Here is a 26,104-nt window from a genome sequence, read left to right on the forward strand (position 1 = left end):
ATGGGCGTCTATAAAAAGTTAGGTTGGTTTTTTAAACAAGAGAAAAAAGCCTATATTACAGGAATCAGTTTTTTAATTCTGGTTTCAATTTTACAACTATTACCACCGAGAATCCTTGGAATCGTGATCGATGAAATCAAACAAGGTTCTTTGACCAAAATAGTTTTGATTAAATGGCTCATTATCTTAACTGTCACAGCTCTTACGCAATATCTTTTTCGCTATATTTGGCGTATGAACATCTGGGGAACATCCGCTAAGCTAGAACGGATTTTACGGAAACGTTTATTCGATCATTTTACGGAGATGGATAATAGTTTTTTCCAAAAATACCGTACAGGAGACTTGATGGCACATGCGACGAATGACTTAAATGCCATCCGAAACGTAGCTGGAGGCGGGATTTTAACTTTTGTGGATTCTATTATTACGGGCGGCATAACGATTACAGCTATGATGATAGTGGTTGACTGGCGGCTTACATTGATTGCCTTGATTCCTTTGCCTTTGTTAGGAGTTGCTTCGCGGGTGCTGGGTTCTAAATTGCATACACGTTTCCGTAAAGCACAGGCTGCATTTTCACATATGAACGATAAAACGCAAGAAAGCATTTCTGGAATGAAAGTGATTAAAACTTTTGGACAGGAAAATGAAGATGTGGAAGATTTCAAATTAAAAACGGCACAGGTTGTTTCTGCAAATAGAAAAGTCTATAAAATTGATTCTTTATTTGATCCAGTAATGACTTTTATTATTGGTATTTCTTATATTTTAACCATTATCGTCGGAGGACATCTTGTGATGACTAATGCGATAACCATCGGTGACTTTGTTACCTTTATCAACTATATCGCGATGTTGGTCTGGCCCATGTTTGCCATTGGACGGTTATTTAATATTCTAGAAAGAGGTAGTGCAAGCTACGACCGGGTTGAAGGTCTTTTGCAAGAAACATCTAAAATCGTTGAAAATCCTGATGCCATTCAAACTGCCATCACAGGAGATATCGATTACACTGTTGAAAAGTTTTGTTATCCAAAAAGCTCTGCAGTTGTTTTGCAAGACATTCATTTTGAATTGAAACGAGGCCAAACACTTGGAGTAGTTGGTAAAACCGGATCCGGGAAAACAACTATGTTCAAATTGTTATTGCGTGAATACGACCGCTATAAAGGCCAAATCCGATATGGAAATACAGACATTAGGGATTATTCTTTAAATGCTCTATTGCAGCATATCGGTTATGTGCCGCAAGACCAATTTTTGTTTTCAACGAGCATCAAAGAAAACATTCGTTTTGCAGATCAAGAATTAGATCAATCCGCAGTCGAGCATGCAGCGAAACTAACAGCTGTTCATGAAGATATTATGGAAATGGAGCAAGGCTACGATACTTTAGTGGGAGAGCGCGGAGTTTCATTGTCCGGCGGTCAAAAACAGCGGCTTTCAATTGCTCGTGCTCTAATCATCAAACCAGAACTGTTGATTTTGGACGATGCACTTTCAGCTGTGGACGCCAAAACGGAAGAAGCTATCTTGAATGCTTTGAAACACGAACGGTCAGAACAAACTACGATTATTGCGGCTCATCGCATCAGCAGTGTGTTGCATGCTGATGAGATCATCGTTATCGAAGAAGGAAAAATCATTGAACGCGGGACTCACTTAGAATTATTGGCTCTCAATGGTTGGTATAAAGAAATGTATGACAAACAGCAATTGGAAAGAACAACTGAAGGAGGGGGAGACTAATGGAGCAAAAAACAAGTGGGTCAAAATCCTTTCCTCTTAAAGAACAGTTCCAAATTGTGAGTAGAATATTTAAATTTGGCGCCCCGTTTAAAGGTAAATTTTTTATGGCTATTTTCTTCGGAGTATTAGTGGCTATAACGAATGTAGTGTTGCCTCGTATTTTACAAACGTTTATGGATGATTATCTAGCAACGCAAACAGCCACAACTAGAATTATCGGTTTATTTGCCGCTGCTTATTTCGGAGTAACCTTGCTCAAAATTATTGTTTGGTATTTAAACCTGTACCTGTTTAATTTGGCCTCTGAAAAAACAGTGGAGAATATCCGGAACAAAGTGTTTACTAAATTGCATACTTTAGGGATGAGATTTTTTGATCAAACGCCTGCTGGTTCAATCGTGACGCGCGTAACCAATGATACTGAGACGATCAAAGAGTTTTTTGAAGTATTTCTTACCGTTTTGCAAGGGATTTTTGGAGTTGTAGCTTCTTTTATTGCGATGGCTTTATTAAGTTTGGAAATCACTTTGTGGATCATGTTATTCGTTCCAGTATTACTGATAGTTATTTGGTATTATCAAAAATACAGTTCGACGATCTACCGGAGTATGCGTGAAAAGCTGAGTATCTTAAATACAAAGCTGGCAGAATCAATCTCTGGAATGAGTATCATCCAACAATTTCGACAAGAAAAAAGATTGCAAAAAGATTTTGAAAAAACCAACAGTTCTTATTTCGAATCGCGTTATGCCATGGTTAAAGCCAATGCATTGCTGCTTGGTCCGATCATTAACTTATTGGATACATTAGCTTTGGTAGTCGTTTTAAGCTTTTTTGGATACAACGCTTTAACTGGAGCGGTTGGAGTTGGTGTTATTTATGCATTTGCTTCTTATGTGCGAAATTTCTTCAATCCGATGGTTCGTATGATGGATAGCTTGAGTATTTTTCAAGATGGCGTGGTCTCAAGTAACCGGGTATTGAATGTATTGGATAATCAAGAACTCACGCCTCAGCAAGAACCTGATAGCTCTGCGAAGATCAAAGCAGGGAAAATTGAGTTTAAAAATGTTAGTTTTTCTTATGATGGTAAAAAGAATGTGTTAAATAACATTACCTTTACGGCGAATCCCGGCGAAACAGTGGCTCTAGTCGGTCATACAGGAAGTGGGAAAAGTTCTATTATCAATGTAATGATGCGTTTTTATGAATTTTCGGAAGGGGATATTTTAATTGATGGTATTTCGATCAAAAAATACCCGATTGAGGAATTGCGTAGCAAAATGGGGTTGGTTTTGCAAGACTCCTTCTTATTTTACGGAACCATTAATGACAATATTCGTCTGAAAAATCCCGCCATTACTGATCGTCAAGTTGAAGCCGCTGCTCAATTTGTTCAAGCAGATGCCTTTATTGAGCAGCTGCCTAATCAGTATGAATCGAAAGTGATTGAAAGAGGAGCAAGTTATTCCAGTGGTCAAAAACAATTGATTTCTTTTGCTAGTACAATCGTAACGGATCCTAAAATACTGATACTGGACGAAGCAACAGCCAATATTGATACAGAGACAGAAGCATTGATTCAAGAAGGTCTGAATAAAATGCGGCAAGGGCGTACTACATTGGCCATAGCCCATCGATTGTCAACCATTCGTGATGCCAATATGATTTTAGTTTTAGATCATGGTGAGATCATCGAACAAGGAACACATGACGAATTGATTAAACAAAATGGTGTTTACCATGAAATGTACCGACTTCAAAACAATGGTCTGGTGAAATAGTAAAAAAGGGATCTTTATCAAATCGTGTTGGTGTCTCTTAGATTGAAATTTCCTTCGGAACTTACGTGTTTGCTTGTAGAAAGCCATGGGACCGCTTGGAGCCTCTTTGGGTCTCCAGGTTTTCAAGCCTCAAACGAAGCGTAAACGCTTCGTAATTCGCATTGAATCCTTTTCATGGCTACAAGCAGCCACTATTCCTCCAAAAATTTCAAGATTGTAGCATATAGTCATTTCACTTACCAACACCCAAAATGATAGAACCTAAAAAAGGCAACACTTCAGCTGAAGCGTTGCCTTTTTTAGGTAATAAAATGAATTATTTGTGGTAATCGTATTTGTAAGTTGGATCAATTTCATGGTCCAGTTGATCAAAGGCATGCTGAATTTGTTCTTCGATACCTTTCAAGTTATCCTTAGTTAATTTTGTGCTTTTTTCAATGGTGATCGGATCACCAAAGCGGACCGTTATCCGTTTTCGTTTAAGCAGCTCTGAAACGGTCAAAGGACCTTGATAAACTGCTGGGATAATGGGCACACCGCTTAGTTTTGCGATGGTGGCTGCACCGCCTTTGAGCTCAGAAGAATGTCTAGTTCCCGTGGGAAAGATAACAAGACTAAGCTCTCCTTGTTTTAGAATTTTTACAGGTGTTTTGATAGCGCTTGGTCCAGGATTTTGGCGATCAACAGGAAAAGCGTTAGCGTGACGAATGACCCATCCCATAATTGGATTTTTAAACAACTCTTTTTTTGCCATGAACGTGAATTCATGAGGTTTAGCAGCTAGTGCTAAATAAATTGGATCGATCCATGTACGATGAGGAGCTACTAAAATGAAAGAACCTTCTTTAGGCAGCTTCTCTTTATTTTGATAATGCGCATTCCCATTTAAAATGGCTAATAAGAAACCGACGATACTACGTAATACTCTAAAAAACAATGGCTTTCAACCTTTCGCGTTCAGATGACTGAACGATATTGTGATGGTATAATTATGAGCGAGATGAGTTGTTTTAGCAAGCTATTTCAAAAAAACAAGCAATTTTATCTTAGTTTAATTCACCAAAGTATTTGGAAAAAGAAGAAGCGACAGACTCGATTTTGCTTTTATTAAAACCGGCTCTTATTAAAATGAATGAAAAAGTTTTCTTTTTGTACAAGAATGGCGTAGAATAGAGAGATAGTTAAAAATCAAGATGTAAAAGGTAAAATGTATGAAAGTAGGGGAACGTTGAATGAAGTGGAGTATTCCAGAACGTGTTATTGACCAAGCTAGAAAATATGTCGCCGATAAACGAGTCCTTTCAATCAATTCTTATTTTGAAAAAAAGGTATGGGTTGCTGAAGTTATGGGAGATGAAATTTATCGTGTTGAACTAGATGGTACAACTAAAGAAGACGACTATTGTGAATGCAGTTATTGGAAGGAACACGGTTATTGTAGACACACGGTAGCGGTTGAATTAGAACTGCGCGATCGTGGAATCAGTCGGATAATGACAGAAGAAAATGCCAAAGAAGTTGCAGCTGATTCACCCAACCCAGGACAAGAGTTAACGGAATCATTTACGCGGGTTTTCTTAAATGAACACAGAGAAACTTTAACTCCTTTACAAAAGAACCGCATTTTGGAGCTGGAATATAAAATAGAAACGAAACCATTAAGTACAGCACTCGTTCGGTCAAAAAGCGAAGTTTTTGCCTTAAGTATCCGTGCTGGTGTTGATAAACTTTATATTGTTAAAGATTTAACCAGCTTTTTTGACAGTTTTTCAGCTCAAAGCGTGTTTGAAATAAAACCTGGTCAGACGATTGATTTTAAACAAATTAAGTTAACTGACGAAGATGCAGCAATCATGGATTTTCTTCAAAAACAAATTCATTCGAATGCTTTGATCATCGGCAATCAAAAAGAAGCGACATTGTTAACGAATAACAAGCGGTACCTAGTTTTGTCGCCTATACTCGCTGAGTTAACGTTACAAATGCTTCAAGATAGCGGCAATCTTCAATTCGTGAATGGTAAAAATAAATATAAAACGGTTGTTTTTGTGGAAAATCAATTGCCTATTTCTTTTGAATTGTTTCAAAGAAACGGTGTAGTTATATTAGACACATTAAACCTAATTGACAGTTATTTAGATGAATACCAGTGGTTCATTTCTGGAAATGTTATCTTTCAGCCCTCTAAGGAGCAATTGCGGACAGTTCAACCTTTGCGTTACTTTTTGCAGCGTTACGATGGGAAAGATATCGAAATATTGCCAGAAAACATGCCGGATTTCACAGCTTATGTTATGCCGTTATTGACAAAAATGGGAGAGGTGACGATTGATGAAGCATTGAAAAATTCATTTATCCAAGAACCTTTAAAAACGATTATTTATTTTAGATATGAAAAAGAAGCGGTTCACGCAACCGTTGAGTTCAATTATAAACAATTGGTTTTGTCAACCAATCCTGAAGAAAACCAATTGCCAGACGTGGGGGTCCAAATTATTCGGGACAGCCAAAAAGAAATGAGTATATTAAATCGTCTAAAAGAATACAATTACCATCGGACTGAAACAAGTTATACTAAACGTATGGTGCGGGACGAGGATTTTTATACCTTGTTTACACAAGAAATCCCCACACTTGAATTAGAGGCTACTATTTATGTGGATGATTTATTAGACAGTATGTTTTTAGATCAAATCGATCCTGAAACAAGTATAGACGTCCAAAACGATGGATCTTTTTTAGATATTCGCTTTGATATCGGTGGAATTACTTCAGAAGAGGTCGATAAAGTTTTAAAAAGTCTAAGCGAAAAGAAAGCTTTCCATAAATTAGACAATGGAACTTTAATTGACTTGGAAACCGATAACTTTAAACAAATTAGTGATGTATTAAGCGAATTGAGAGTATTGAAGAATTTTCAAAATGGAAAAATCAGTTTGCCAAGTTACCGCGGATTGGAATTACATGAAAAGTTTGGTTTGGAAGAAAAAAATAAACAAACCCTTTCTAGAAAGTTCCAAGACTTGATACAAGATTTAAACTTTCCGGATCAATTTGAAGCAGTTGTGCCAAAAGGATTACACGCTGATTTAAGGCCTTATCAAATCACTGGGTACAAATGGTTGAAGATGCTTTCGAAATACGGATTTGGCGGTATATTAGCCGATGATATGGGGTTGGGTAAAACAATCCAGGTCATCACCTATATCCTTTCTGAAATTGAAGAAAAAGGTAAAAATGATCCTTTCTTGATTGTGGCTCCAGCATCGTTAACCTATAACTGGAATCATGAATTCAAAAAATTTGCACCTTCGATTGAAAACTTTGTAGTTGCTGGTACAGCGGAAGAAAGAATGGCTATCATCGATTCTGTTCAACCCAATCAGGTTTTAATTACTTCATACCCAAGTTTTAGACAAGATGCCGACCTTTATAAAAAGAAGACATTTAGCTTGCTGGCATTGGATGAATCACAAATGGTAAAGAACTACCATACTAAAACAGCCCAGGCACTTAGAGGACTGAGCATTAAGAAACGATTTGCATTAAGCGGGACACCTATAGAAAATAAGATAGAAGAATTATGGGCTATTTTTCAATTGATCATGCCAGGCTTTTTCCCTAGCATTAAACAGTTCAAAACATTGCCTTATGAACAAATTGCGAAAATGATTCGTCCGTTCGTATTGCGCCGAATTAAAAAAGATGTGCTAAAAGAATTGCCTGATAAAATCGAGACAAATTTATACAGTTCCATGACCAAAGAGCAAAAAACGGTTTATCTAGCTTATTTACAACGTATTCAAGAAAGTGTACAAAACATGTCCGGTGAAGATTTCCGTAAAAATCGTATTGAAATTTTATCTGGATTAACGAGATTGCGTCAAATTTGTTGTGATCCAAGATTATTCTTGGAAGACTACGAAGGAGAATCAGGAAAATTAGAGCAATTAAAAGACCTATTGGCGACTGCTAAAGAAAGCGGCAAGCGCGTACTCATTTTCTCGCAATTTACTTCTATGTTGACGATTATTGAAAGAGAACTAGCGACTGAAGGAGTAGATACGTTCTATTTAAGCGGCCAAACAAAACCAAAAGAGCGTTTAGAAATGGTCAATCGCTTCAACGATGGCGAAAAGGAAATTTTCCTAATTTCATTAAAAGCAGGTGGAACAGGCTTGAACTTAACCGGAGCAGACACCGTTATTTTATATGACTTATGGTGGAACCCTGCTGTAGAAGAGCAGGCTGCCGGTCGTGCTCACCGTTTAGGACAAAAGAAAGTCGTTGAAGTTTGGCGTTTGATAGCTGAAGGAACCATTGAAGAAAAAATCAATGCGCTTCAGCAAGAGAAAAAAGCTCTATTTGATCAAGTTATAACTGCTGAAGCTGGGGATCAAAAATCATTGAATCAATTAACGGAATCAGATATTCGTGAAATTTTGAGTATTGGAAACTAAATTTGATCAGTGAATAGGAATAGAAATCAAAGAAACGAGAGGAAGTGATTCAGGTGGCAGATGTTATTTTGCACATTGATGAATTAGAGAAATGGTCTTTAGTCTTAGGAAATGTTCGAAACTTAAAAAAAGCCCAAGCTTCTCTCAAAATTGAAGTGGTGGCTAATGCCGCAGCTGTCAAAGGATATCTTGATTCTGTTCTTTTAGAAGAAATCAAGCCTTTGATTGAGCAACATGTTTGGTTTGTAGCGTGCAATAACGCTTTACGCGCACATGAAATCAAAGAAAATGATCTTGCACCTGAAATTAAAATCGTGCCTTCAGGTGTAATGGAGTTGGTTGTACAACAACAAGCAGGAGCAGCTTATGTGAAACCTTAATAAAAAACAGCTATTCATTTATTTTGGCAAAACAAACTTTTTGGCTTGATTTATTCATCAAGAAACTATATAATAATAAACGGTGCTAAAACACCAAACTATTTCACACCTCAAAGGATGTAAAGGACGGTGCTTGAGCAATCAAGTCTCCTTACAGTTGATTTTGAGGGAGGGAAAATAAAAACCAAATGGAGGAAACAAATCATGGCAGTAATCTCAATGAAACAATTGCTTGAAGCAGGCGTACACTTCGGTCACCAAACACGTCGTTGGAACCCGAAAATGAAACGTTTTATCTTTACAGAAAGAAACGGTATCTACATCATCGACTTACAAAAAACAGTTAAGTTAGCTGATGCAGCATACAACTACATGAAAGAAGTATCTGAAAACGGCGGAATCGCTTTATTCGTAGGTACTAAAAAACAAGCACAAGAAGCTATTAAAGAAGAAGCAATCCGTTCAGGACAATTCTATGTAAACCACCGTTGGTTAGGTGGAACATTAACGAACTGGGATACTATCCAAAAACGTATCAAACGTTTGAAAGAAATCAACAAAATGGAAGAAGACGGAACATTTGAAGTCCTTCCTAAAAAAGAAGTCGGTATCTTATTGAAACAACGTGACCGTTTAGAAAAATTCTTAGGCGGAATCGAAGATATGCCTAGAATTCCAGACGTAATGTTTGTTGTAGACCCTCGTAAAGAGCGTATTGCAATCCAAGAAGCACACAAATTAAACATTCCTATCGTGGCTATGGTTGACACTAACTGTGACCCAGATGAAATCGATGTTATCATTCCATCAAACGATGATGCTATCCGTGCTGTTAAATTGATTACTTCAAAAATGGCTGACGCTATGATCGAAGGAAACCAAGGACAAGACGAAGTTGTTGAAGAAACTTTCACAGCTGAAGCTCCTGCTGCTGAAACAGCATCAATCGAAGAAATCGTTGAAGTTGTTGAAGGCGACAACGCTGAATAATTAAATAATTAACGGCTGTCTCGAGCAAAAGGAGAAGTGAGAAGCGACTTTATACGAAGCGGCATCATTTCAATTTTACTTGGGGCAGTTTTTTTATGAAAATTAAGGGTATTTATTATCTTATGAAAATCAAGGCAACTTATTAGGAGGAAATTTATAATGGTACAAGTAACAGCTGCTTTAGTAAAAAAATTACGTGATATGACAGGTGTCGGCATGATGGACGCTAAAAAAGCATTGGTAGCCGTTGACGGCGATATTGATGCTGCAGTAGACCACTTAAGAGAAACGGGTATGGCAAAAGCTGCTAAAAAAGCAGACCGTATTGCTGCTGAAGGTTTAGCAGGCGTAGACGTTGAAGGCAATGTCGGCGCAATTACAGAAATCAATTCAGAAACAGACTTTGTTTCTAAAAACGAACAATTCCAAAAATTAGTTAAAGACGTAACGACTGCAATTGCTGAAGGCAATCCAGCAACAGTGGAAGAAGCTCAAGCATTAAAAGCAGGAGACGGTACTGTTGAATCTGAAGTTCTTTCAGCAACGACTAAAATTGGAGAAAAAATTGGTTTACGTCGTTTTGCACGTGTAGAAAAAACAGATGCTGATGCTTTTGGCGCTTACACTCATATGGGCGGACGTATCGCTGTGTTGACTGTTCTTGAAGGAACAACTGACGAATCTGTTGCACGTGATGTTGCTATGCACATCGCTGCAATCAACCCTAAATATGTTTCTCGCGACCAAGTTTCTCAAGAAGAAATTGATCATGAAACAAAAATCTTAACAGAACAAGCTTTGAACGAAGGAAAACCAGCTAATATCGTTGAAAAAATGATTGTTGGACGCTTGAACAAATACTTGGCTGAAATCAGCTTGCTTGACCAACCGTTTGTTAAAGATCCAGATATGACTGTTGGCAAATACGTTGCTTCTAAAGGAGCAACTGTTAAATCATTTGTTCGCTTTGAAGTGGGCGAAGGTATTGAAAAACGTGAAGAAAACTTTGCTGAAGAAGTAATGAACCAAGTTAAAAAGTAATATTATTTAATGTTGTAAAAAGGGGAGACGCATTTGCCTGCGTTTCCTTTTTTTATGCCATTTATTCCTTTTGTTGAAAAAACTTCTTGCTGTTTTGAAAAAAAGTCAAAAACACGCTTATTCTTAGGAATTATAAATGAAGTTTTTAGCGAGATATGGTAAACTAAAAAGAGTGTAAGAGCCAATGGAGGGAAAAAAGTATGATCGAACCAAAATATAAACGTATCGTCTTAAAACTCAGTGGAGAAGCTTTAGCTGGAGATTCAGGTTTTGGGATTCAACCACCGACGATTCAAAAAATATGTCAAGAAATTAAAGAAGTACATGATTTAGGCGTGGAAATTGCTATTGTAGTCGGCGGTGGAAACATTTGGCGCGGGCAAGTCGGTTCTGAAATGGGAATGGAACGCGCTCAAGCAGACTATATGGGGATGCTTGCTACGGTCATGAATGCTTTAGCATTACAAGACTGTCTTGAAAACGAAGGGGTGCCAACAAGAGTCCAAACTTCAATTGAAATGCGACAAATCGCTGAACCGTATATTCGACGGAAAGCTGAACGCCACCTTGAAAAAGGCCGTGTCGTTATTTTTGCAGGAGGTACAGGAAATCCTTACTTCTCAACAGATACCACAGCAGCTTTACGCGCAGCAGAAATTGGTGCTGATGTTATTTTAATGGCTAAAAACAACGTTGATGGAGTTTACTCAGCTGATCCTAAATTAGATGGTTCAGCAGTTAAATATGAGGAACTGACTCATTTAGAGATTATCAATAAAGGTCTTCAAGTGATGGACACCACAGCTAGCTCGCTAAGTATGGACAACGATATTCCATTGGTTGTTTTTAATTTAAATGAGTCAGGCAATATTAAACGGGTCGCTTTAGGCGAAACGATCGGAACTACAGTCAGGGGGAAAAGAGTATGAGTACACAGTTATTAACTGAAACTAAAGAAAAAATGACTAAAATAGAACAAGCTTTCCAACGCGAATTGGGAACGATCCGCGCAGGACGTGCCAATGCAGGTCTATTGGACCGTATCCAAGTTCTTTATTATGGGATTCCAACTCCATTGAATCAAATCGCTCAAATTTCGATACCAGAACCACGGGTATTAATGATTACGCCTTTTGATAAAACAGCGCTTCAAGATATTGAAAAAGCTTTGTTGCAAAGCGATATCGGAATCAGCCCTAATAATGACGGTAATATTATTCGCTTAGTGATTCCGCAACTAACAGAAGATAGACGGAAAGAGCTAGCGAAACAAGTAGGCAAAGAATCTGAAAATACAAAAGTTTCGGTTCGAAATGTTCGTCGTGAAGCGATTGATGCATTGAAAAAAGCTGAAAAAAATAAAGAATTAACGTCGGACGATGTACATGGCTATGAAGAAGATGTTCAAAAATTAACGGATGCAAGCATTAAGAATATTGATGCAATTGCTGCAGAAAAAGAAAAAGAACTGTTAGACGTTTAATTTTTCTTCTTTTTGAGAGAAGGAAAACACCTCACAACCTGTTTGAAGGGTCGTGAGGTGTTTTTTGCATTATTTTTTTGTTTCAGGTTCATCTTCTTTTAAGAAATAAGAAGTTACCTTTGCGGCTATAGCCGAAACGATAAAACTCACAATAATTCTTTTTAACTGTTTTTTCATTTTGAGCCCTCCCCATGAATCTTAAGACAAGTTTGCTGCCTGAATAAAGTATACCATTTTTTAATTCAAAGCAAAAAACTTAAGGTTTGTTTTACGCTCTTTTATTTCTGATTCAATTCTTTCAGGAAAATAAGTAAGGAGGAGCAAAAAGATTGCTGTTACATTCCAAAGGCTTTATGCTTATTTTAAACAACAAATAGAGTCATAAATTCTAGAATGGGGAGCTGAATAAAGATGGAACAAAAAAGATCTAAAGGTTTCAGAAGGTATTTAGTGGAGGATGGTGAAGCTGGTTTTAATATCTCTTGGTCTGCTGTTTTTGCAGGAGTGGTGACGTTTTTGGCGAGCTTGTTTACACTCTCTTTGATTGGATCAGCCATTGGCTTTGGAACAGTAGAACCTACGTCTAATCATCCATTCGATGGAGTGGGTACTGGTTTGATTATTTGGACGATTGTCACTTTTGTTCTTTCTTTGATGGCAGCTGGGTTTATAGCAGGGGTTACTTCACGTCGAGTGGGGATGGTACATGGATTTCTGACTTGGGCCACAAGTGTACTGGTATTATTAGTCATGCTTTCTTATTTGACTGCAGGCGTATTCTCGGCTGTTGGCTCAGCTTTAGGCAGTGTATTTTCAGTAACCGGCAAAGGGGCCGCTACTGTTGCTTCTAGCGCCAGCGATGTTGTTTCAGACAGTTTTGACAAAATCATTGATAATGTAGGCGAAGTTGATACTAACGAAATGGAAACTCAAGTAAATGATGTATTGAAAGATACAGATATTCCAGAATTACAACCAGATTACATCAATAACGAATTAAGTGCAGCTACAGATGAAATCGTTGAAGCAGGAAAAGAGTTGGCAGTGAATCCTGAAAATTCTGATGAGATTATTTCTTCTACAACGGACTCTCTAAAAAACCGCGCACAAAAAATTACAGATTCTGTTGATAAAGACGCGATAGCTAATGCTGTAGAATCAAATACAGATTTAAATGAAGAAGAAGCTCAAGAAGCTACCGACAATATTTACAATGCTGCACAATCCGCTTCTAAAGAGGCAGAAACAAAAATAAACCAAGCTTCTCAAAGCATAGAAGAAGCTCAACAAAAAATCGATCAAACCATCGAAGAAGCTAGAGTAAAAGCAGAAGAAGCATCTGATGCTACTGCCAAAGCTTCTATCTGGGGATTTGTCGCTTTGCTGTTAGGCATGATCGTAACATCTCTATCCGGTTTATGGGGCTCAAACTTTGTAAGAGGACATAATGAAGAGAAAATGTAAATTGAAAAATGACTGAGCAAATAATCATTTTATAAGAATATAAGAACAAGCGAAAGTAAAGCAGCCTTTACTTTCGCTTGTTCTTTGGTTACTACATATACATAAGACACGCTTTTAAATATATTGCACTTAAAAAAGAGATATCGGCAACAGACTGCAAAAAAAGTTCATTAGTTTTTATTTGTTAGACGAAATCAGTGTATTGCTTGTTAGAGCTTAGAAAGGAAAATAAGGCAAATTCCTTGAGAGTCTATAAGTTATTTTTCTATTAAAAGAAGATAGAAGTACTATACTTTATGTTAGCCATAGTATAAACTATTACAAGTATGGTGTTCACGAAAGCTTATCTAGTAAGAGTAGAAAGCTATTGAAAACCATAATACCTTTCGTGTTATAATAATGTAAGTTGAGCAATGAACTGGAGGATTTTACTTGAAGAGTTTTTTTGGAAAAAGGAAAAAGAAACAAACCGAATCGTTATTCAAAGAGAATGAAGAGATTCCTCAACATATCGCGATCATCATGGATGGCAATGGCCGTTGGGCGCAAAAAAAAATTATGCCACGAATAGCTGGTCACCGTGAGGGAATGAATACAGTCAAAAAAATAACTAAGCGTGCAAGTCAATTAGGTGTAAAGGTATTGACTCTATATGCCTTTTCAACTGAAAATTGGAAACGTCCAGATCCGGAAGTGAATTTTTTGATGCAATTGCCTGTTGATTTTTTTGATGCTTTTGTACCAGACCTCATTAAAGAAAATGTTAAAGTCCAAGTTATTGGATTTACGGATCAATTGCCAGTACATACACGTAAAGCAGTTAATCAAGCAATTGAAGACACTAAAAACAATACAGGCATGATCCTAAATTTTGCTTTAAATTATGGCAGCCGTAGCGAAATGTTGGAAGCAACAAAAAGAATTGCGGCACAAGTTCAAAATGGCCAATTAGAGATAGAAGAAATTGATGATTCTACTTTTGAATCACAATTGATGACCGCTGAATTAGGAGACTATCAAAATGTTGACTATATGATTCGGACGAGCGGAGAAGAAAGAATCAGCAATTTTTTGCTTTGGCAGAATGCTTATAGTGAATTTTATTTTACAAAAACATTATGGCCTGATTTTGATGAAACAGCTTTAGAAGAAGCGATTGGAATTTACCAAAAACGTCATAGACGTTTTGGTGGATTATAGATTAGGAGGAAGTTTTTTTGAAACAAAGAGTTATTACAGCGGTACTCGCTCTAATCGTTTTTGTACCCATCGTTTACTTGGGGGCATGGCCTTTAGAAATTGTTGTCGCATTACTGGGGTTAATTGGGTTATATGAATTAATTAGAATGAAAGGACACACGATTTTTTCCATTCAAGGTCTAGTTGCTAGTATAGCGTTACTGCTCATTTTGCTGCCTGTTGAGCGCTGGTCCATGCTCACTTCAATTTATTCTATAGAAACATGGTTTTACATTTGCGGATTGATTTTGATGGTTGCTACAGTTTTTTCAAAAAATCATTTTACTTTCGATGATGCTGCTGTTGCTATTTTAGGTTCGATTTATATTGGTTATGGTTTTAAATATTTTTTATTGATACGATCAGAAGGTTTGCCATTATTATTATTAGCATTATTTATCGTCTGGGCAACCGATATCGGAGCGTACTTATTTGGCCGGCAATTCGGAAAACACAAATTGGCTCCTAGTATCAGCCCAAATAAAACCATTGAAGGTTCAGTTGGTGGTATAGTTAGTGCGATCGTAGTCGCGGGGTTGTTTTTCATGATTTATCCGTTAGATTTTTCATTAGGTTGGTGTATGTTGTTGGCAGCTGTAATATCTGTTGCTGGACAATTAGGAGACTTAGTGGAGTCTGCTTTTAAACGTCATTATCAAGTAAAAGATTCTGGTAAATTATTGCCAGGTCACGGAGGCATTCTTGATCGTTTTGACAGTATTTTATTTGCTTTACCAGTGTTGCATTTACTGACACTGATTTAATTCATGAAAGGAAGTGGGGAAGTAGTTGTCAGTTAATGATGACTGCTTTTATTGTCATGAAAAAACTTTGTTTATTAGGTGCGACAGGCTCAGTAGGAATGAATACGATAGAAGTCGTGCGAGCTTATCCGGATCGATTTAAAATTGTGGCTTTCTCATTCTATCAAAATAGTCAAAAAGGCCGAGCTTTGATTGAGTTGCTAAAACCAAAAATGGTAGCTGTTGGAACAAGGGCTATGGCATTGCAGCTGCGTTCTGACTATCCCGCTATTACGTTTACATATGGTGTGGAAGGATTGTCAGAACTGGCCGCATTAGAAGAAGTCGATACTGTTGTTACTGCTATTATGGGTAGCGTTGGCGTCGTTCCGACCTTAACGGCTATCGAAGCAGGTAAAGAAATTGCCTTGGCTAATAAAGAAACTTTAGTCATGGCAGGGGAATTAGTAATGGGATTGGCTAAGAAAAAAAAGGTTCGTATTTTTCCAGTAGATAGTGAACATTCAGCAATTTTTCAATGTTTGCAGGGAGAAGATGCAAATAAAGTGAGCCAGCTGTTTATTACAGCTTCTGGAGGCAGTTTTAGAGATTATACACGTGCAGAGCTGAAAAATGTAACAGTGACAGAGGCGTTACGTCATCCAAATTGGTCAATGGGGAAAAAAATTACGATCGATTCAGCAACAATGATGAACAAAGGGCTGGAAGTTATCGAAGCTCAGTGGTTATTCAATGTGAATTATGATAATATTAAGGTTGTTTTACATCGGGAAAGCATTGTTCATTCTATGGTTCAATTTGTCGACGGCACAGTAAAGGCTCAAATGGGTGCAAGTGATATGCGTGAACCCATTCAGTACGCGTTGGGCTACCCTGAACGGATGCCCATTAAAAATCCTAAACCATTTGATTTATCAGCTATTGGCCAGTTGAATTTTGAGAAGATGGACTTTAAACGATTTCCGTTGTTGCAACTTGCTTTTGAAACTGGCAAAATGGGAGGAACTGCTCCCACTGCGATGAATGCCGCTAATGAAGTAGCGGTAGCGGCTTTTTTACAAGAGAAAATTTCTTTTCTGAAAATCGAAGAGCTGGTCAGCCAAGCAGTTTATCATGAAAAGACGATCAAGAACCCAAATTTACAGACCCTTTTAGCGGTTGACGAAGAAACAAGAAAAAGAGTATCCAGTTGGATTTAAAGGAGAGATTTAATGGTCACTACAATTATTACCTTTATACTCGTGTTTAGTGTCTTAGTTATATTCCATGAATTTGGGCATTACTATTTTGCTAAAAAAGCAGGGATTTTAGTAAGAGAATTTGCTATTGGTTTTGGGCCAAAAATATTTTCTTACCGTAAAGACGAAACAACTTTTACCATTCGTATTTTACCGATCGGTGGTTATGTACGGATGGCAGGTTATGAGGAAGAAACTGAAATTAAACCGGGTATGCCGATTGGAATCATATTGAATCAGCAAGATGAAGTCACAACCATCAATACCTATAAGAAAAAACAACTTCTAGAAGCAGTTCCGTTGGAAGTTAGTGCAATTGATTTAGAAAAAGAACTGTACATTGAAGGATATTTAGCTGGTAATGAAACTGAAACAGTCCGGTACAGCGTAAAACGCGATGCCATGTTGATTGAAGAAGACGGTACTGAAGTTCAAATTGCTCCGATAGATGTCCAATTTCAATCAGCCAGTTTGCCACAACGCATGATGACTAATTTTGCCGGACCAATGAATAATATACTTTTAGCCATTGTAGCTTTTATTGTTATGGCCTTTTTGCAAGGGGGCGTAGTCAGCCAAGAAAATCAATTAGGTCCGGTTACTCCAGACAGTGTTGCTGAACAAGCGGGCTTGATCGAAGGCGACCGAGTAACTCAAATTGATGATCAAAAAGTGGCCAATTGGAATGAAATGGTGCAAATAATCCAAAAAAATCCTGAGAAACCCTTAACGTTTACCGTGGAATCTGGAACGGAACCAGCTAAACAAGTTGTTGTAACTCCAGAGAGCAGCAAACAAAGCGACGGCACAGAAATTGGACTGATTGGAGTTCAAGCTTCATTGGATACTTCGATAGGCGCTAAATTAGCTTTCGGTTTCACAGCGACTTGGTCACTGATCATACAAATTATCAGTGTTTTTGGATCGATGTTCACCAAAGGTTTTTCTGTTGATATGTTCGGCGGGCCGGTTGCTATCTATGCAACAACCGAAGCTGTTGTAAAAATGGGATTTTTGGGTGTTTTAAATTGGTTAGCTGTTTTGAGTGTCAACTTAGGAATAGTCAACTTATTGCCCGTTCCAGCGTTAGATGGCGGTAAACTTCTTTTAAACCTAATCGAAGGTATAAGAGGCAAACCGCTTAGCCAAGAAAAAGAAGGCATTATTACACTGATTGGTGTAGGGTTGCTGTTGGTGCTTATGGTATTAGTAACTTGGAACGATATTCAAACGTATTTTTTTAAATAGATAAATAGAACCAAATGAATTAGAAGAAAGTCGGATTCATTTGAAGATAAATAAAGGAGACAGGTTAGTTATGAAACAATCCAAATTATTTGTGCCAACGTTACGAGAGGTGCCTAATGATGCTGAAGTATTAAGCCATCAGTTATTATTGAGAGCCGGTTACATCAGACAAATTTCTAGTGGAGTATATAGTTACTTGCCATTAGCAAATCGTGTGTTAGAAAAAATAAAAACCATCATTCGAGAAGAGTTTGAAAAAATTGATGCGGTGGAAATGTTGATGCCTTCGCTCTTGCCACGGGAACTTTGGGAAGAATCCGGCCGATATGAGACCTATGGCGAAGATTTGATAAAGCTGAAAGATCGCCATGGTCGTGAGTTTCTTTTAGGACCAACGCATGAAGAAGCCTTTACAACATTGATACGCGATGAAATCAATTCATATAAACGCTTGCCTTTATCGCTGTATCAAATTCAAACAAAGTTTCGAGATGAAAAGCGTCCGCGTTCTGGATTATTGAGAACGCGCGAATTTATTATGAAAGATGCTTATTCATTCCATGATAGCTATGAGAGTTTAGATAAAACATATTTAGATTTTGAAGCAGCATACAAGCGAATTTTTGAACGGTGCGGTTTAGAATTTAGAGACATTATTGGAGACGCAGGAGCTATGGGCGGAAGCGACTCAAAAGAGTTTATGGCGATTTCAGATGCTGGCGAAGATACAATCGTTTATTCGGATGCTAGTGACTATTCAGCAAACTTAGAAATGGCTACAAGCTTTTTCATACGTAAAAAATCACATGATGTTGAAAAAGAATTAGAAAAAGTAGCCACTCCTGACAGTAAAACAGTCGAAGAAGTTGCAGCTTTCTTAAAAGCAGAAACTAGCGACGTTATGAAAAGCTTATTGTTCATTGCTGATGAGAAACCAGTATTAGTTGTTATACGTGGGGATCATGAAGTCAATGAGGTGAAATTAAAGAATTTCTTAGATGCTGATTTTCTAGAAATGGCAACAGATGAAGAATCCATTCAATACCTAGGGGTAAATTTTGGTTCCATTGGACCAGTAGGAGTAGATAAAGACATCCGAGTGTTAGGCGATTTATATGTCCAAGACATGACAAATGCAGTGGCGGGTGCAAATGAAGAAGGGTACCACTATACAAATGTTAACCCTGAACGCGATACAACGATTGAAACGTATCTAGATTTGCGTCTTGTTCAAGAAGGCGAATTATCGCCTGACGGACATGGTGTTTTGAAATTCTCTAGAGGAATTGAAATCGGGCATATCTTCAAACTAGGTACTCGTTACAGTGAAGCCATGAAAGCGACAGTGTTGGACGAAAATGGGCGTTCTACCCCAGTCATTATGGGTTCTTACGGTATCGGTGTCAGCCGTTTACTCTCAGCGATTGCAGAACAACGAGGAAATGAAAACGGCTTGAACTGGCCTCGCCAGTTAGCGCCATACGAATTGCATTTGGTACCTGTTAACATGAAGTCTGAAGACCAAGTTAACTTAGCAGAAGACTTATACGAGTCTTTACAAGAAGCTGGTTTTTCAGTTCTGATGGATGACCGTACAGAACGCGTCGGCGTAAAATTTGCGGATTCTGATTTAATGGGCTTGCCTATCCGAATTACAGTTGGGAAAAAGGCAGCTGAAGATATTGTTGAAGTGAAAATTCATAAAACAGGCGAAATGCTTGAAGTTCGTAAAGATGAAATGATTGCCACAATGAGTATTTTATTAAATTCTGAGAACAACTAGGTTTAAAAGGAAAAGGGAGTTCATACAAAGACAATTTTTGTTTTGTCTTGTCTGTGCTTCCTTTGCTTTCTTTTTACAAAGGAATAGAATTTTTTAAGAAACCGTGCTTATCTGCAATCGAAAGGAGTACCTCATGAGTTTAAATCAAGAAGAACTGTTTCAAAAATTACTGGAGCAAATAGGCTTACACCAAGAAATGAGTTACCAACCTTATTTTGAAAAAGGAAAAATACAAAAAGTGACTGTGCATAAATTATCTAAAACGTGGCATTTTCAGTTCCAATTTGAAGATATTTTACCTTTCGAAGTTTATCAAAGTTTAACGGAAAAAATCCAGTTGGCGTTTAGTTCAATTGCTTCCATTATTATTTCTATTGAAACGAACCAACCGAACATAACTATTGAAAAGTTAGAACATTATTGGCCTATGGCTGTTAAAAAAAGCGGCGTTTCTTCACCGATTTGCAACCGTCCTTTCCAAGAACAATTTCCAATGTTGGAAGGGAAAAAAATCTTGTTTTTAGTTGAAAATGAAGTCGTCAAAGGTCATTTAATCAACCAATACTTACCGCCTGTTGAAGCAGTGTACCAAACGTTTGGTTTTCCTGTTTTTAAAATAGAACCTATTATCGACGAAGCGGCACATGACCAAAAATTGGCTGAATTTAAAGCGAAAAAAGAAGAAGCCGATGCACTTTTAGGCGTACGTGCCGGAGAAAACTTGATGAAAGCGGAAGAAGAAAAGAAACGCAACAAAGAGTTAGGCTTAGAAACCATTGCTAACGGTCCTGTTGTGTTAGGACGAAAAATTTCGGACAAAGAAGAAATCAAACAAATGGACCAAATTGTGGAAGAAGAAAGACGCGTTACCATTGAAGGGTATGTTTTTGATGTGGATATCCGTGTCTTGCGATCTGAGCGTCAAATTATGATCGTCAAAATCACTGACTACACGTCTTCTTTTTCTGTGAAAAAGTTTTCAAATTCTCCAGAAGATGAAGCGGCTTTTGCTGCCATAAAAAAAGGCATGTGGATCAGAGCTCGCGGCAGTGTTCAAGAAGACAACTTTATGCGTGATTTAGTTTTGAATGCGCAAGACATTACTGAATGTTTTCATGAAGACCGTCAAGATACTGCGCCTGAAGGAGACAAGCGTGTTGAGATGCATTTGCATAGCAACATGAGTCAAATGGACGCTACGAATAACGTCACTGATTTAGTAACTCAAGCAGCTAAGTGGGGACATCCAGCTGTAGCTATCACTGATCATGCAGGGGCACAATCTTTTCCAGATGCTTTTCATGCTGGGAAAAAACATGGGATAAAAATTTTATACGGTATTGAAGCAAATATTGTGGATGACGGTGTCCCAATTGCTTATAACGCCGAACACATTGAATTGGCCGAAGCTACTTATGTGGTTTTTGATGTAGAGACCACTGGTTTGTCAGCTGTCTATAACAAAATCATTGAGCTAGCAGCTGTTAAAATGTACAAAGGGAATATTATTGAAAAATTTGAACACTTTATAGATCCAGGGCATCCTTTATCTCAAACTACGATCAACCTGACAGGTATTACCGATGAAATGGTACGAGGATCGAAATCAGAAGAAGAAGTTTTGAAGTTGTTTAAAGAATTCGCTGATGGACACATTCTAGTTGCTCACAACGCCAGTTTCGATATGGGATTCTTAAACACCAGTAATGCGCGTTACGGCATTCCAGAAGCTGTTAATCCGGTCATTGATACATTAGAACTTTCCAGATTCTTGCATCCTCAATTAAAAAGCCACCGGTTAAATACATTGGCTAAGAGATATGGTGTCAGCTTAGAGCAACATCACCGAGCTATTTTCGACTCTGAAACAACTGGGTATTTATGCTGGTTGTTTTTAAAAGAAGCGCATGAAGAACATCAAATGTTATACCATGATCAGTTAAATGATCATATCGGCGAAGGGGATGCTTACAAGCGTGCTCGTCCTTTCCATGCAACGATCATCGCGACTACCCAAGCCGGGTTGAAAAATTTATTTAAATTGGTATCTTTATCCATGACTCAATATTTTTACCGCAATGCTCGTATTCCACGTTCTGAATTAACAAAATTACGTGAAGGGCTAATCGTTGGTTCTGCTTGTAGTCAAGGAGAAGTTTTTGGAGCAATGATGCAAAAAGGGTATGAGGAAGCGAAGAGCAAAGCAAAGTTTTATGATTTTATTGAAGTCATGCCGAAAGAAGTTTATGCACCTTTGATTGAACAAGAATTAGTAACGACTGAAGCGGATTTAGAAGAAATCATTCAAAATATGGTGAAAATAGGCGATGAATTAGCTGTCCCGGTAGTAGCCACTGGAAACGTGCACTACTTGAATCCAGAAGACTATATTTACCGGAAAATTTTAATCAATTCACAAGGCGGAGCAAATCCGTTGAACCGTGCAGAACTGCCTCAGGTACATTTTAGAACCACTAATGAAATGCTGGAAGCATTTAACTTTTTAGGGAAAGCTGCGGCACATAAAATCGTCGTTGAAAACACACAAATGATCGCTGATCAGGTTGAGGAAATGACGCCTGTTAAAACCGATTTATATACGCCGAAAATTGAAGGTTCTGAAGAAGAAATTCGCCAATTAAGCTACAATGAGGCACATCGGTTATACGGAAATCCCTTACCAGAAATTATCGAACAACGATTAGAAAAAGAATTAACCAGTATTATTGGCAATGGTTTCTCCGTTATCTATTTGATTTCACAGAAACTAGTGCATAAAAGCGTTTCTGACGGTTATTTAGTAGGTTCCCGTGGATCAGTGGGTTCCAGTTTTGTTGCTACTATGACTGGAATTACCGAAGTTAATCCAATGCCGCCTCATTATCGCTGCCCTGAATGCAAATATTCAGAATTCTTTACAGATGGTTCAGTAGGTTCAGGATACGATTTGCCAGAAAAAGCTTGTCCTCATTGTGGTGTTCGCTTGCATAAAGACGGTCACGATATTCCTTTTGAAACGTTCTTAGGGTTTAATGGAGACAAAGTACCGGATATTGATTTAAACTTTTCAGGGGATTACCAAGCTAAGGCGCATGATTACACCAAGGTTCTTTTTGGGGATGAATATGTCTACCGTGCTGGAACGATTGGTACCGTAGCAGATCGAACTGCTTTCGGTTATGTAAAAGCTTATGAGCGAGATAAAAATTTAAGTTACCGAGCTGCAGAAATCGACCGATTGGCTAAAGGGTCAACAGGCGTTAAACGAACAACCGGACAACACCCCGGCGGTATTATTGTTATTCCAGATTACATGGACGTATATGATTTTACGCCTATCCAATTTCCAGCCGATGCACAAGATTCTGAGTGGAAGACGACTCACTTTGATTTCCACTCGATTCACGATAATGTTTTGAAATTAGATATACTAGGTCATGATGATCCTACTGTTATTCGAATGTTGCAAGATTTATCAGGTATTGATCCTTTGACGATTCCAACAGACGATCCGGAAGTGATGCGTATCTTTGGAGGAACTGAAGTATTGGGTGTAACTCCCGAACAAATCCAGTCTAAAACCGGTACATTAGGGATTCCAGAATTTGGAACTCGATTTGTACGTGGAATGTTGGAACAAACCAAACCTGATACATTTGCAGAACTGCTTCAAATATCGGGTTTGTCACATGGGACGGATGTTTGGTTAGGAAATGCCGAAGAACTGATTCGTGAAAAAAACATTCCCCTATCAGAAGTGATTGGCTGTCGTGATGATATCATGGTTTACCTCATGCACAATGGCGTTGAAGACGGTTTAGCTTTTAAAATCATGGAGTCTGTTCGTAAAGGAAAAGGCATTCCGGAAGATTGGCAAAAAGCCATGCGTGCAGAAAACGTTCCGGCATGGTACATTGATTCTTGTTTAAAAATCAAGTATATGTTTCCTAAGGCCCATGCGGCAGCCTATGTATTAATGGCTCTGCGGGTAGCGTATTATAAAGTCCATTTTCCTATCTTGTACTATGCAGCTTACTTTTCAGTGCGTGCTGCTGATTTTGATTTGGTTGCGATGTGCCAAGGAAAAGAAGCTATTAAAGTTAAGATGAAGGAAATTACGGACAAAGGATTAGATGCTTCTACGAAAGAGAAAAATGTTTTAACTGTCTTAGAGTTGGCTAACGAAATGGTTGAACGAGGATTCACATTTAAAATGATTGATTTAGACAAATCAGATGCGACAAATTTTGTGATCGAAGGCAATTCATTGATTGCTCCCTTCAGAGCGGTGCCAAGTCTGGGAGCTAACGTGGCTAAGCAGATCGTTGAAGCCAGACAAGACAAGCCGTTTCTCTCAAAAGAAGATTTAAGCAAACGAGGAAAAGTATCTAAAACCGTTATTGAATATATGAATGAGAACAATGTTTTACAAGGTATGCCAGACGAAAACCAGCTTTCGTTATTTGATTTATTCTAACCGTTAAATAACAGATGAATTAATGAGCGAAAAGAGCTTCCTTAAAGCTTCTTCTGGTTAGATAAAAAGTTTGAAATTAAGCGGATTTGTTGCTTAACTTAGGTTTTTATGTTATTCTACTAATGTATTTAGATATCCTGTAAAGAGTGAGCGGCGACGCTCACTCTTTTTCGGCAGTCAGGTATGTGTGTATCTAAAAGGAGGCGATGAAATTGAGTAGTGTGGTTGAAACGGTTACTGAAATTGTCCAACCCATCGTCAACGAATTTCAATTTGAATTAGTTGACGTAGAATTTGTTAAAGAAGGAAAAAATTGGTTTTTACGGGTGTATATTGATAAACCATCAGGAATCGATTTAGAAGATTGTGCTTTAGTTAGTGAAAAGATCAGCGAAAAAATGGATGCACTAAATCCAGATCCGATTCCGCAAGCTTACTTCCTTGAAGTATCTTCGCCGGGAGCTGAAAGGCCTCTGAAAAAAGAAGAAGATTTTGTTCAAGCCATTGGGGAATATATTCATATTTCGTTGTATGAGCCCGTTGATGGCGAAAAGATATATGAAGGTACCTTAAAACAAGTATCTGACGAAACACTGACTTTGACAGTACGTATCAAAACACGTGTAAAAGATATTGAATTTGATCGTGCAAAAATTGCAAAAGCTAGGTTAGCGATTCAATTTTAAATTAAATGGTAAGCGGACAGGAGAGAAAATGAAATGGGCAAAGAAATGTTGAATGCTCTTGACACCTTAGAACAAGAAAAAGGGATTGCAAAAGAAATCGTAATCGATGCATTAGAAGCTGCGTTAGTTTCAGCATATAAACGAAATTATGGTCAAGCCCAAAACGTTGAAGTCGAATTTGATATGAAAAAAGGGAACATGCACGTTTATTCAGTCAAAGAAGTGGTAGACGTGGTATTTGATTCTCGTTTAGAAGTCAGCATGGAAGAAGCTTTGGATATTAATAAGGCTTACGAATTAGGCGATACGATTCGTTTCGAAGTAACTCCTAAAGACTTTGGTAGAATCGCTGCACAAACAGCAAAACAAGTTATTATGCAACGCGTTCGTGAAGCTGAACGAAACATCATTTACAATGAGTTTATCACATACGAAAATGACATTATGCAAGGGATTGTTGAACGCCAAGACCATCGCTATATTTATGTAAATTTAGGTAAAATAGAAGCAGTCTTATCGAAACAAGAACAAATACCAAATGAAGTATACAAACCGCATGATCGAATCAAAGTGTATGTCACGAAAGTTGAAAATACATCTAAAGGCCCGCAAATTTTTGTAAGCCGAAGCCACCCTGATTTATTGAAACGTTTGTTTGAACAAGAAGTTCCAGAAATTTATGATGGAATCGTTGAAATCAAATCCGTTGCACGTGAAGCTGGTGACCGAGCTAAAATAGCTGTGATGTCAAGAGATGAGAATATTGATCCAGTTGGAACGTGTGTTGGACCGAAAGGGCAACGTGTGCAAGCAATCGTAAGTGAGTTAAAAGGTGAAAACATGGATATTGTTGAATGGAGCGCCGATCCAGCAACTTTTATCGCGAATGCTTTGAACCCTGCTCAAGTTGTGAACGTGACATTCAATGAAAAAGAAGGCAGCTGTGTAGTAGTAGTTCCTGATTACCAACTCTCTTTAGCAATTGGTAAACGTGGACAAAATGCTCGTTTGGCTGCAAAATTAACAGGATTTAAAATCGATATCAAATCAGAATCTGATATGGAAGCTTCGCTTGAAGCTTTAGAAGAAACTGGGCTAGAACGTACAGAAGATTATGCAGAGAGTCTTGAAGAAACAATGAGTGCTGAAGAAGCAATCGATGTTGAAAATGTTATCGAATCAATTGAAGATCAAGAAGATTTAGAATCTGACCTTAGAATTGATGATGATGTAGAAGAAGGCAACTTAGATTCGGAAGAAGCCGAAGAAATGATTGAACTAGCAGAAGATGAAAATCATGTCGAAGAATAACAAG

At 37.9% G+C, this 26,104-nt stretch carries 18 protein-coding genes; 17 read left to right on the plus strand and 1 reads right to left on the minus strand.

The genetic code is table 11. The features are described from left to right. Both JHE06_RS05785 and JHE06_RS05790 read left to right on the plus strand, forming a co-directional pair. On the plus strand, positions 1-1,752 hold the full coding sequence (locus JHE06_RS05785) for an ABC transporter ATP-binding protein (RefSeq protein WP_201089833.1): 1,752 nt from the start codon (positions 1-3) through the stop codon (positions 1,750-1,752). Next, the gene (locus JHE06_RS05790) at positions 1,752-3,536 is read left to right on the plus strand and encodes an ABC transporter ATP-binding protein (protein ID WP_201089835.1); all 1,785 of its coding nucleotides are present in this window, start codon (positions 1,752-1,754) and stop codon (positions 3,534-3,536) included. The genes JHE06_RS05785 and JHE06_RS05790 overlap by 1 nt, the downstream gene beginning before the upstream one ends. 316 nt (positions 3,537-3,852) lie before the next feature. On the opposite strand, the gene JHE06_RS05795 is transcribed toward JHE06_RS05790, so the two are convergent. Continuing rightward, positions 3,853-4,473 carry a lysophospholipid acyltransferase family protein gene (locus JHE06_RS05795; RefSeq protein ID WP_058918504.1) on the minus strand — a complete coding sequence of 207 codons (621 nt, stop codon included), beginning with the start codon at positions 4,471-4,473 and terminating at the stop codon, positions 3,853-3,855. 295 nt (positions 4,474-4,768) lie between these two features. Between JHE06_RS05795 and JHE06_RS05800 the strand changes: the two genes are divergently transcribed. The 15 genes from JHE06_RS05800 to nusA all read left to right on the plus strand — a co-directional run bounded on the left by JHE06_RS05800 (position 4,769) and on the right by nusA (position 26,100). After that, entirely contained in the window at positions 4,769-7,996 is a 3,228-nt protein-coding gene (locus JHE06_RS05800; RefSeq protein WP_058918505.1) for a DEAD/DEAH box helicase, read from the plus strand. A gap of 53 nt (positions 7,997-8,049) precedes the next feature. Then, the gene (locus tag JHE06_RS05805; RefSeq protein ID WP_058918506.1) at positions 8,050-8,376 is read left to right on the plus strand and encodes a DsrE family protein; all 327 of its coding nucleotides are present in this window, start codon (positions 8,050-8,052) and stop codon (positions 8,374-8,376) included. Positions 8,377-8,580: 204 nt separating this feature from the next. Then, positions 8,581-9,366, plus strand: a complete 786-nt coding sequence (rpsB, locus tag JHE06_RS05810) for a 30S ribosomal protein S2 (RefSeq protein ID WP_058918507.1) — start codon at positions 8,581-8,583, stop codon at positions 9,364-9,366. 159 nt (positions 9,367-9,525) lie between these two features. Next, the gene (gene tsf / locus JHE06_RS05815) at positions 9,526-10,407 is read left to right on the plus strand and encodes a translation elongation factor Ts (protein WP_058918508.1); all 882 of its coding nucleotides are present in this window, start codon (positions 9,526-9,528) and stop codon (positions 10,405-10,407) included. 200 nt (positions 10,408-10,607) lie between these two features. Continuing rightward, complete coding sequence (gene pyrH, locus JHE06_RS05820) at positions 10,608-11,336, plus strand: UMP kinase (RefSeq protein WP_058918509.1); 729 nt, start codon at positions 10,608-10,610, stop codon at positions 11,334-11,336. Beyond that, positions 11,333-11,890 carry a ribosome recycling factor gene (gene frr, locus JHE06_RS05825; RefSeq protein WP_058918510.1) on the plus strand — a complete coding sequence of 186 codons (558 nt, stop codon included), beginning with the start codon at positions 11,333-11,335 and terminating at the stop codon, positions 11,888-11,890. Before pyrH ends, frr begins: the two co-directional genes overlap by 4 nt. 411 nt (positions 11,891-12,301) lie before the next feature. Further along, on the plus strand, positions 12,302-13,354 hold the full coding sequence (locus tag JHE06_RS05830) for a hypothetical protein (RefSeq protein WP_058918511.1): 1,053 nt from the start codon (positions 12,302-12,304) through the stop codon (positions 13,352-13,354). Between the two features lie 432 nt (positions 13,355-13,786). Continuing rightward, positions 13,787-14,554 (plus strand): isoprenyl transferase, encoded by a 768-nt coding sequence (locus tag JHE06_RS05835; RefSeq protein ID WP_058918512.1) that lies wholly within the window; start codon positions 13,787-13,789, stop codon positions 14,552-14,554. A 17-nt stretch (positions 14,555-14,571) separates the two neighbouring features. Continuing rightward, on the plus strand, positions 14,572-15,357 hold the full coding sequence (locus JHE06_RS05840; RefSeq protein ID WP_058918513.1) for a phosphatidate cytidylyltransferase: 786 nt from the start codon (positions 14,572-14,574) through the stop codon (positions 15,355-15,357). A 35-nt stretch (positions 15,358-15,392) separates the two neighbouring features. Beyond that, the gene (dxr, locus tag JHE06_RS05845; protein ID WP_236253552.1) at positions 15,393-16,556 is read left to right on the plus strand and encodes a 1-deoxy-D-xylulose-5-phosphate reductoisomerase; all 1,164 of its coding nucleotides are present in this window, start codon (positions 15,393-15,395) and stop codon (positions 16,554-16,556) included. A gap of 12 nt (positions 16,557-16,568) precedes the next feature. Continuing rightward, entirely contained in the window at positions 16,569-17,843 is a 1,275-nt protein-coding gene (gene rseP, locus JHE06_RS05850) for an RIP metalloprotease RseP (protein WP_058918514.1), read from the plus strand. A gap of 70 nt (positions 17,844-17,913) precedes the next feature. Further along, complete coding sequence (locus JHE06_RS05855; RefSeq protein WP_201089837.1) at positions 17,914-19,626, plus strand: proline--tRNA ligase; 1,713 nt, start codon at positions 17,914-17,916, stop codon at positions 19,624-19,626. Between the two features lie 133 nt (positions 19,627-19,759). Further along, complete coding sequence (locus JHE06_RS05860; RefSeq protein WP_201089839.1) at positions 19,760-24,103, plus strand: PolC-type DNA polymerase III; 4,344 nt, start codon at positions 19,760-19,762, stop codon at positions 24,101-24,103. 212 nt (positions 24,104-24,315) lie between these two features. Beyond that, entirely contained in the window at positions 24,316-24,789 is a 474-nt protein-coding gene (rimP, locus tag JHE06_RS05865) for a ribosome maturation factor RimP (RefSeq protein ID WP_058918517.1), read from the plus strand. A 33-nt stretch (positions 24,790-24,822) separates the two neighbouring features. Continuing rightward, the gene (nusA, locus tag JHE06_RS05870) at positions 24,823-26,100 is read left to right on the plus strand and encodes a transcription termination factor NusA (RefSeq protein WP_058918518.1); all 1,278 of its coding nucleotides are present in this window, start codon (positions 24,823-24,825) and stop codon (positions 26,098-26,100) included. Positions 26,101-26,104: the final 4 nt, after the last annotated feature.

This window comes from Carnobacterium sp. CS13 (assembly GCF_016653495.1).
In the GTDB taxonomy this organism is placed as follows: domain Bacteria; phylum Bacillota; class Bacilli; order Lactobacillales; family Carnobacteriaceae; genus Carnobacterium_A; species Carnobacterium_A antarcticum.